Annotated in this window: 5 protein-coding genes and 1 riboswitch; of the genes, 2 read left to right on the top strand and 3 right to left on the bottom strand. The window is 71.0% G+C overall.

Going from position 1 to position 6264, the window contains the following annotated elements; genetic code table 11:
• A partial coding sequence (gene trmB, locus FNH08_RS42030; protein WP_152776775.1) for a tRNA (guanosine(46)-N7)-methyltransferase TrmB occupies positions 1–901 on the top strand: 901 nt, incomplete at its 5' end.
• A gap of 99 nt (positions 902–1000) precedes the next feature.
• Complete coding sequence (locus FNH08_RS42025; RefSeq protein WP_322726331.1) at positions 1001–2437, top strand: PrsW family intramembrane metalloprotease; 1437 nt, start codon at positions 1001–1003, stop codon at positions 2435–2437.
• A 25-nt stretch (positions 2438–2462) separates the two neighbouring features.
• Here the strand turns inward: FNH08_RS42025 and FNH08_RS42020 are convergent, their stop codons facing one another.
• The 3 genes from FNH08_RS42020 to FNH08_RS42010 form a co-directional block, all read right to left on the bottom strand.
• A complete protein-coding gene (locus tag FNH08_RS42020; protein ID WP_152776773.1) occupies positions 2463–3413 on the bottom strand; it encodes an aldo/keto reductase in 951 nt (316 codons plus the stop codon).
• Between the two features lie 173 nt (positions 3414–3586).
• Complete coding sequence (locus FNH08_RS42015) at positions 3587–4633, bottom strand: M23 family metallopeptidase (RefSeq protein ID WP_322726330.1); 1047 nt, start codon at positions 4631–4633, stop codon at positions 3587–3589.
• Positions 4634–4645: 12 nt separating this feature from the next.
• Positions 4646–4802: riboswitch (cyclic di-AMP (ydaO/yuaA leader) on the bottom strand.
• 278 nt (positions 4803–5080) lie between these two features.
• Positions 5081–6232, bottom strand: a complete 1152-nt coding sequence (locus FNH08_RS42010; RefSeq protein ID WP_407704563.1) for a PP2C family protein-serine/threonine phosphatase — start codon at positions 6230–6232, stop codon at positions 5081–5083.
• Between the last annotated feature and the right edge of the window lie 32 nt (positions 6233–6264).

The following is a 6264-nucleotide window of genomic DNA, read 5'->3' as shown; positions in this document are numbered from 1 at the left end:
GTCTGACTCCACCCACACCCCCGAAGCCCCGCAGCCCATCACCCCCGGCGCGTCCCTCCGGCATACCCGGGCCAAGGGGGAGCCCCGGTTCCCCGACGGGCCGAAGGCCGATCCCGCCGGGTCGCACTTCGAGCGGCGCATCCGGAGTTTCCAGCCGCGGCGGAGCCGGGTGACGGCGGGGCAGGCGGACGCGCTGCAGCGGCTGTGGCCCAAGTGGGGGCTGGACATCGACGGACGGCAGGTGATCGACCTCGCCGAGCTGTTCGGGAACGACAACCCCGTGGTGATGGAGATCGGCTTCGGGATGGGCGAAGCCACCGCGCAGATGGCCGCGGCGGATCCGGGGACCAATGTGCTCGCCGTCGACGTGCACACTCCCGGCCAGGGCAACCTGCTCAATCTCGCCGACCAGAACGGGCTGTCCAACGTCCGGGTGGCGAACGGGGACGCCATCATCCTCTTGCGCGAGATGCTCAGCCCCGACTCCCTCGACGGGCTGCGCGTCTACTTCCCCGACCCGTGGCCCAAGAAGCGGCACCACAAACGGCGCCTGATCCAGCCGGAGTTCCTCACCCTGGCCGCGTCCCGCCTCAGGCCGGGTGCCGTCCTGCACTGCGCGACCGACTGGGAGCCGTACGCCGAGTGGATGCTCGACGTGCTCGGCGCGCATCCCGGGTTCGAGAACACCCAGCCCGACGGCGGTTACGCGCCGCGTCCCGGCTTTCGGCCGCTGACCCGTTTCGAGGGCCAGGGACTGGACAAGGGTCATGTGGTGAACGACCTGCTCTTCCGGTGCGTACAGCACAGGGACGTATCGTCCGAAGAGGCCAAGGAGCAGCGCGGAGGGCAGCCAGACCACCCAGTCCGTCCCGACCAGCCAGAACCCCCCACCGGCGCCTGACCAAGTCCCGCCGAACGCCCGCGAGGCCCCACCGAGCAGCACCTGCACCTCACGCGGCACCATCGCGGGGAGCGCCTCTCCCTCGTTAGGGTCGATGCCGTGGCCACCTTCCCCCCGTATCCGACGCACCCCAGCGGACCCGCCGGCCCCGGCGAACCCGTCGGCGGGAAGCGGCGCCCCGCGCACTGGTGGCGGAGGAAGTGGGTGCGGTACGGGGCGCTCAGCACCCTGCTGGCCCTCTCCGGATTGGTCATCCTCGCCCTGGTCCGCGAACAGACCGGTACGGAGGGGTTCCTGGTCGGGCTGGCACTGGCGGTGCTGCCCGTGCCGTTGCTCATCGCCGCGTTCCGTTGGCTGGACCGGGTCGAACCCGGGCCCTGGCGCAACCTGGTCTTCTCGTTCGCCTGGGGCGCGTGTGCCGCGGCGCTGATAGCCATCGTCGCGAACAGTTTCGCGACCAAGTGGATAGCGACCGCCACCGCCGATCCGACCAGCGCGGACACCCTCGGCGCCACCGTCATAGCGCCCGTCGTCGAGGAGACCGCCAAGGCGGCCGCGGTCTTACTGATCTTCCTGTTCCGCAGACGGGACTTCACCGGGATCGTGGACGGGGTGGTGATCGCCGGGGTCACCGCCACCGGGTTCGCGTTCACCGAGAACATCCTCTACCTCGGCACGGCCTTCGGAACCGACCAGCTCAGCGGCGACAGCGGACTCGCGTCCGTGACGGCCGCGACCTTCTTCGTCCGCGTGATCATGTCGCCGTTCGCGCATCCGCTGTTCACCGTGCTCACGGGGATCGGCTTCGGGATCGCGGCGCTCTCCGCGGACCGGCATCACGTACGCCGCGTGCTGCTCCCCCTCTCCGGGCTGCTCCTCGCGATGGGCATGCACGCCCTGTGGAACGGCTCGTCCACGTTCGGGGAGTTCGGTTTCTTCGGGGTCTACGCGATGTTCATGGTGCCGGCGTTCGGGCTGCTGACCTGGCTGGTCATCTGGACACGCCAGCGGGAACTGCGCACCGTGCGGGACGAGTTGCCCGCGTACACCGCCGCCGGGTGGCTGACGCCGGCCGAGCCGTACGTCCTCGGGAACATGAAGGCGCGGCGGCTGGCCCGCGAGTACGCCGGGCTCCAGTTCGGGCGCGGGGCAGCGCGCGCGGTGGCCGAGTACGAGGCGTACGCGACCTCGCTCGCCTTCCTGCGCCACCGCGGGCGGCGGGGCCGGGCGAACGCCGATTTCGTCGTGCGGGAGCGGGAGTTGCTCTTCGAGCTGTGGCACCGACGGGAGATCGCCCGCCCCTCACTGGCGTACGCGGCACAGGCGACGGCGCCCGCTCCCGTGTACGGCTACGGGCAGACGTACGGGTACGCGCAGACGTACGGCTCCCCGCAGACGCACGCCTACCCGCAGACGTACGGCTACCCGCAGGCGTATGGGTACGGTGCGGGGCCCGCGTACGGAGCAGGGCCCGCGTACGGTGCGGGGCACGGCTCGTCGGCACCGTACCCCGCGTACAACCCGTACCGGTCCTAGGGGGTGTTGGCCGGGGAGGAGACCGTCAGCTCCCCTGCGACGCCTCCGTCAGCTTCGCCAGCTCCCCCTCCGTGAGGGTCAGCTTGTCCACCGCCAGCAGGGCCGGCAGCTGCTCCACCGTCCGTGCGGAGGCGATCGGCGCGGCGACCGTCGGCTGGGCGGCGAGCCAGGCGAGGGCCACCGTGGCGAGTTCGGCGCCATGGGCCTCGGCGATCTCGTCCAGGGCCGCGAGGACCCGTATGCCCTCCTCCTTCTCCAGGTAGGCGCCGGCGCCCTCGGCGCGGGCGCTCTCCACGGTCGTGCCCGGACGGTACTTGCCGGTGAGGAAGCCCTTGGCGAGGGCGAAGTACGGGACGGCGGCCAGGCCCTCGCGGGAGGCGATGGTCTGCAGGGCGCCCTCGTAGGTGGAGCGGGAGACCAGGTTGTAGTGCGGCTGGAGCGCGACGTACCGGGCGAAGCCCTCGCGGTCGGAGAAGTCGAGGGATGCCTGGAGGCGCTCGGGGGAGATGTTCGAGGCGGCGATCGCGCGGACCTTGCCCGCCTTCACCAGTTCGTCGAGCGCGGAGACGATCTCCTCGACCGGGACTTCGGGCCTGTCGAAGTGCGTGTAGTAGAGGTCGATGTGATCGGTGCCCAGGCGGCGCAGGGAGGCGTCGGCGGCGGCCTTGATGTTGGCGGCCGACAGGCCCTGGTAGTCGGGGTGCTGACTGACCTTCGTGGCGATCACGACGTCGGAGCGGTTGCCGCGCGCCTTGAGCCACTTGCCGATGACGGTCTCGGACTCACCGCCCTGGTTGCCCTCGATCCAGGCCGAGTAGGAGTCGGCGGTGTCGATGAAGTTGCCGCCGGCGGCCGTGTACGCGTCGAGTACGGCGAAGGACTGTGACTCGTCGGCGGTCCAGCCGAAGACGTTGCCGCCGAGGGAGAGGGGGAAGACCTCGAGATCGGAGGAGCCGAGCTTGCGAAGAGAAGTCATGCTCCCCTTCAACACCTTGGCCGGACGCGCGAATTCCGCACGTCCGGCCAAGGGTTGGTAAATCCGGGAGAGGTCACCTCACCGCTCCCGGAAGACCTGGGAGAACCTCAGAAAGGTTCTGGTAGGACCTCAGAAAGGCCCCTGGGAGGACCTCAGGAAGGTCCTGGAAGGGATCAGGGGGTGAGCCCCTTGCCCTGCAGCCACGCCATCGGGTCGATGCCCGAGCTGCTGCCACCGGGGTGTACCTCCAGGTGAAGGTGGGCACCCGTGACATTGCCGGTGGCGCCGACACGGCCGATGACGTCACCGGTCGCGACCTTCTGACCGACGCTGACGCCGATGGAGGACTGATGGGCGAACCAGACCTCCGTGCCGTCGTTGAGGGTGAGCACCGTCTTGTAGCCGTACGACCCGTCCCAGCCGGCCTGGGTGATCGTGCCGCTGCCCACCGCCTTGATCAGCGTGCCCGTGGGGGCCGCGAAGTCGAGGCCGGTGTGCTGGCCGGAGGACCAGTACGCGCCGGACTGACCGAAGGTGGAGGTGATCGTGTACGAGGACGTCGGCAGCGCGAACTGCTTGGCGAGCTTGGCGAGGCGCTCGGCCTCGGCCTTCCTCTCGGCCTCCTCCTCCGCCTTCTTCTTCTCGGCGGCGGCCTTGGCCTCGGCCTCCTCGCGCTCCTTGGCGGCGGCGTCGGACGCCTTCTTCGCGGCGGCGGCCTCGGCGGCGGCCGCCGCGGCCCTGTCGACCGCGTCCTGCTGCGACTCGGCCTGCTCCATGATGCGGGCGCGCAGTGCCTCACCGGCGTCGCCGGCGCCCTGCTGGGTGTCGTCGGCGGTCAGTCCCGCGTTGCTGAGCGGGGTGGAGGAGCCCTCGGGCTCGTCCTCGGAGTCGAAGACCGCGCCGACGTTCGGCATGTCGGGCATCGAGATGGACACCGGCGGCTTGCCGGTCTGCGCGGTGGCCATGCCACCCGCGCCGACGGCGGCTATGACACCGACGCCGAGGACGGTGGAGCTACGGGCGAGTCCGCCGCGAGCGAGTCCGCTCTTCTTGGCGACCCGGTGCCGGCCGCGAACGGGGCGAATGGACTCCTCGGTGGGATTCCACTCCTGCCAGGGGCCCTCGTCCTTGCTGTCGTAGCCGCCGTATCCGAAGGTGCCGCTGTCGCCGCGTTGGTCCGGCACGGACGGGGCTTCGGTCGCAGACCGGTTTGACGCCACGTGGGCGTACTCCTTTCCTTCCTTCTCGCCTACCGGGTTAGCTGACGGGTTCGGAGCAGGAAGGTCTCCTACGCGCGTAAACCTGCCGTGCTGCCACGACGGCTTCCGCGCGATTCACCCCAGGGTGGTGGTTCCCCGGTTCCCTTGCGGGATTCGGCGCGTGCGCACGGAGCCGACTCTTGTGACGGCTGGGACGACCGCGCTGCGTTATCGAACGTTAATAGACGCACGGGCCGTATTCCAAGCGGTTCTGGATGATCGTTCAGCCCATGTGCCCTGCTCTTTCGGGTCAAGCGGGGTGGAAGTCGGGCGAGTTACCCCCGTCTCAATGGTCACAGATGTTCTGACGGAGCGTCAGTTGTTATGCGGAGGGACGCCGATCGGACACGTTCGGTGACGAAGGTTATGAGGAAGTCGTGAACGATCAGCCCCTCACGGACGTCGCGCTCACGGACGTCGTACCGCCAGGAGCGCCATGTCGTCCGTCAAGCCCGCGCCAGTGTGCCGCCGCACCTCGTCCGTGAGCACGCCCAGCAGGGCGCGCGGGCCGGAGAAGACCCGCCCGGACAGCCGCTCGGCCGGGTCGTAGAAGGCGCCGCGCTCGTCCCGGGCCTCGGACAGCCCGTCGGTGTGGAGGAGCAGTGTGGCCCCGCCCGGGAACGCGATCTCCTCGGCGCGGTCCGGCCAGTCGCCCAGATCGTCCATGCCGAGCGGCAGCGCGGGCCTCCGGGCGTCGAGCACGCGCAGGGAGCCGTCCGCGTGCAGGAGCAACGGCGAGGGGTGGCCGCGGTTGACGATCCGTACGACGCCGTCGCCGTCGCCGTGACCGGCGCCGTACGGAAGTTCCGCGAGGACGGCCGTAGCGAAGCCCTCCTCCCGCTCGATCCCCTGCCGCCGCGCCGCCTCCCGGTCGAGCGCCCGCTCCAGCCGCCGCGCCACGCCCTCCAGGGTCGGCTCCTGCTCGGCGGCCTCCCGGAAGGCCCCGATGACGACGGCCACGGTGCCCACCGCCCCCATGCCCTTGCCGCGCACATCCCCCACGACGAGCCGTACGCCGTGCGGCGAGTCCTGCACGGCGTACAGGTCGCCCCCGATGAAGGCGTCGGCCTGGGCCGCCTCGTACCGGGCGGCGATGTCGAACCCCCCGATCCGCTCCGGGGGCTGCGGCAGTACGGCCCGCTGCGCCGCCTCGGCGATCTCGCGCGCGGAGGCGAGGCGGGCGCCGGTGCGCCGGGCGAGCCGGTTGATGCCGACGGCCAGGACGGAGACCGTGGCCACGGTGACGATCTCGGTGACGGTGTCGACGTCCAAGCCGTACCGTGACCGGACCACGAGCACCGCAACGAACGCGACGGCCCCCGTGGCGACCGTGCCGCCCAGCGAGGCCAGGGGCGCGGCGACGAGCGGGGCGGCGGTGAAGAAGGGCACCGCGGTGAAGGCCGGGGGCGTGAGGTAGTCGTAGAGCACTCCGCCGACGATGAGCAGCGCGGGCAGCGCGCGGACGAAGGCGCGCGCGTACGAGACCCGGGCGGCCTCCGCGGGAGGGGGTACCGGCCGCGCCGGCCCACCGTGTCTCTCCGCGCCGCCTCGCTGCCCCACCCGTCCATGCTTCCCGAGGGCGGGGCGAGGGG

It is taken from the genome of Streptomyces spongiae, from assembly GCF_009377185.1.
Lineage (GTDB): Bacteria > Actinomycetota > Actinomycetes > Streptomycetales > Streptomycetaceae > Streptomyces > Streptomyces spongiae.
This window is presented reverse-complemented; position numbering and strand designations above follow the sequence as displayed.

Excerpts from the sequence above, each read along its gene's own strand:
- FNH08_RS42020 (WP_152776773.1), bottom strand. The coding sequence starts at position 3,413 with ATGACTTCTCTTCGCAAGCTCGGCTCCTCCGATCTCGAGGTCTTCCCC.